This window comes from Acinetobacter sp. YH01024 (assembly GCF_013420195.1).
Lineage (GTDB): Bacteria > Pseudomonadota > Gammaproteobacteria > Pseudomonadales > Moraxellaceae > Acinetobacter > Acinetobacter amyesii.
On record NZ_VOYQ01000089.1, the window covers coordinates 1 to 3,267 of the forward strand.

Annotated in this window: 1 protein-coding gene and 2 pseudogenes; all 3 read right to left on the minus strand. The window is 38.6% G+C overall.

Annotated features, from left to right (window positions below; translation table 11 throughout):
- Positions 1–324: 324 nt before the first annotated feature.
- Positions 325–2,402, minus strand: a pseudogene (locus FTT88_RS16845) (RHS repeat-associated core domain-containing protein); the annotation flags it as partial.
- An 80-nt stretch (positions 2,403–2,482) separates the two neighbouring features.
- On the minus strand, positions 2,483–2,950 hold the full coding sequence (locus tag FTT88_RS16850; RefSeq protein ID WP_180145968.1) for an SMI1/KNR4 family protein: 468 nt from the start codon (positions 2,948–2,950) through the stop codon (positions 2,483–2,485).
- 14 nt (positions 2,951–2,964) lie between these two features.
- Positions 2,965–3,075, minus strand: a pseudogene (locus FTT88_RS17565) (HNH endonuclease); the annotation flags it as partial.
- Between the last annotated feature and the right edge of the window lie 192 nt (positions 3,076–3,267).

Here is a 3,267-nt window from a genome sequence, read left to right on the forward strand (position 1 = left end):
CTTTGCACCTGCTCCAAAACCGCCACTAATTACTGTAACTCCATATGGTAAAGTAGCGGCGGCAGCTCCAACTGTACCTACATTTCTCATTCCTTGCTGATTTCTTAAAACATTTGCATCTTGCTTATTTTTCGCAACACTTGACATAGTTCCTGGCAATAATGCACCCAATATTCCAGTACTTGGTCTATTTTGTTGTTTGGATCTTGCATCTTTTATTTTTGAAACTTGCCAAGCAGCTTTTTGTTGAGCGAATCTTTCAGCTGCATGCTTTTCAACTAACGCATTATTCGCAGCAACTTTTTCCCTTTCCCCTTGTGCCATCAACCCCATCGAATCGACCCATTGATTCGGATCGCTCACATAAATTGAATTATTTAACCCACCAAACAACCCAATCGGATCTTTACTCACATACCTTGCACTATGTGGCTCATAATAACGATATCGGTTATAATGCAATCCTGTTTCCTGATCGAAATACTGACCTTGAAAACGAATGTTGTTTGAAATAATTTCTGAATTTTCAAAGAAATTCGATTTAGCCTTTTCAGCCTTACATTCACCCCAAGCCTTATACTCAGCTTTCCAAATGATCGAACCTGTATGGTCAGTCATTTCTTGTGGTGTACCTAAATGGTCACAATGGTAGAACCATACATCATCAAAGCCTTTACTTTGCTTCGTAGTTCTCCACAATGGATCACGATGCACGTTATACGGCTTGTCTGACCAATCAGGCGTTTGGTGTAACTCTATTGGGCTTTGATAGACCGCTTGTAGCATAGGTACAAAACTGTCTTTTTCGTAAATGTAATGTTTGGTGGCGTGTTCCGTTGACTCATAAGCCAGTGTGTCACCATCCCATCCGTAGATGATGTTATGTTCATCACCTGTATGGTGATGTTTACTACGTTTTTGGATACGACGACCTAAAGCGTCATAACGATATTCTGCGGTGTATTGGCTGTTACGGCTTTTGATCATTCGTCCATACACATCCCACTCAAGGTTTAAATCACCTTGCGTAGATTTTTGTCGAATGAGTTGCCCGTATGCATCATATTGGTATTGTTGGTCGAGATATTCTTTCACCACGTTATTGACTAGACGGTTGTAGCCAAAGCCTTTTTCTTCTGTTTGTTGTTGATGGCTTTGGTCATGATTTTGCGCTTTGTCATCATTGTAACGATCTATAATGTTACTGGCAGGGTCAAAGTTAAAGGTTTCTTTACCGAGTTTACTGCTGGCTTCAAGTAAGCGTCCGACTGGATCGTATTTGTAGGCAATGTTGCCATGACGAGTATCTTTGATGGCTGTTAATTCACCTGTTTTATCGTATTGATACAGTCGTTGTACCAATTGACTGGTGTGTTGCAGTGCATTGTTCTGTTGGTTGTTCTTTTCTCTGTACTGGCTTTGGTAGCCATTGACATGTTCATTGAGCATGATTTGGCTGTGTAAGCGTCCTGCAAGGTCAAACTGTTGTTCTGGGCTGATGCCATTGGCATAGTGGCGAACTTTTTCACGATGTAGGTCATCTCGCTCAAAGCTAACAATGTCTTGACCATTGACTATCAAACTATGTACATGCCCCGTACCATAAGTCAGGCAATCTATATTCTGTCCATCAGGTCGAATGGTTTTGATTCGATCATTGATTTCATCGTAGCTGTGTTTCCACACTGCTGTTTTATTGGTTTTATAATCTTGATGATGTTCACGAATCACATTTCCCGCAGCATCGTAATACCACTGTAGATTGCTATCGCTGTTTTTAGCTTGAATAATATTGCCATTGCTGTCGTAAGCAAATTCCTCAACCAGTTTTTGTTCTAAGTCTTGTTCAACATAGCCATAGCCTGCGGTACGTTGTTCCAAACGTCCCATACTGTCGAATAGAAATTTTGTATGCGATCTTTCGGTGCTGCACGATCTCGAAGCTCTTGTCCATGTGCTGAAGCCACTTCGATACTGCTAGCGAGATTGCCATCAGTTTCATCATATTTGTAAATGGTTTCTTTGCCATCGAAGTCAATTTCTTTGATTAAGCGACTCGCCACATCATAGAAGAATTCGTAACTTGCACCATTTTCATTGGTCAAGCGTTTTAAGCAATTGAGCTTATCCCACTGGTATTTCAATTTATGGTTCAATGCATCGGTACGTGACAGGATTAAACCTGCTTCATCGTATTCATAGCGTGTCTGATGTTGTTTCGGATCGATATGGACTAATAAACGTCCTTCAGCATCATGAACAAAATGTTCAACTGCACCATCTGCGTGTTTAATCTTTTCCAGTTGTCCAAAGGCATTCAGTGGTAAACCTTTAATGATTGGCTCGCGTTTTTCTGTGGTGAGTTCAGTATAGAAATATTCAACTTTTTGTTTTAAGATATTTTAAATTACAATGAAATACCCTTTATAACCATATGACTTTAGGTCAAAAAGTTGTAAACCTTTATCATGCTCATTTTAAGTTATTCATCAGGATCATAAAGTTTATCTAAAAATTCATTAAATGAATTAGCGACTTTAACCATGTTGTATGGTAATCCATCGTCTTTTTCAGGTTCATCTTCCAATTCATGATCTTTGTAAAAAATTTGACCATAATTATTTTGGCTAAGTCCAATCAAAAAATAATTACCTGCAGGAGTAATTGCTATTGTTAAATAGCCTAAAGGTAATTGCCAACTTAAATCCTCATGATTTGAACGTAACCCATAAGAAGTGTCTATCGAGGCCTCATAAAATCTTTTTATTTTATCACCACTTTCTGTGCCATCTGGTAATGTGAAATCTATTTCAGATTGTAACGGTTTCCCACCATTAAATTTTTCTAAAAAAGATTTATATTGAATAGGAAGTTCGACATTCAATTTTTTTTCTAAATGATGAATTTCATTTTTGTCCAATAAAGGACCGTCTTTTATCATTTCAAACATAATAACCTCTAATACTATTTTTTTCTTGCTTCAGAAGCACCACCAGTGTGGGTAAAAACATTGTGAACCTTTTCATCTACTAGCTCCATTGTTTTTGTATCTCCATGATGATGCCAAGTTAAATTATCTGGGGAATCATCTGGCCAAGCCCCCCCCTTGGACCTTTGCCTCTCTTACTGACACCATATACTGAACCGTACCGGGTTTGTCGGAGACTCAGTATTCTGAGAGAATGTTCCGATGACCAAATTAAAATATACCCCTGAAATCAGAGAAAGAGCGGTTCAATTATTGATTGAATCTGAAAAAGACTATCC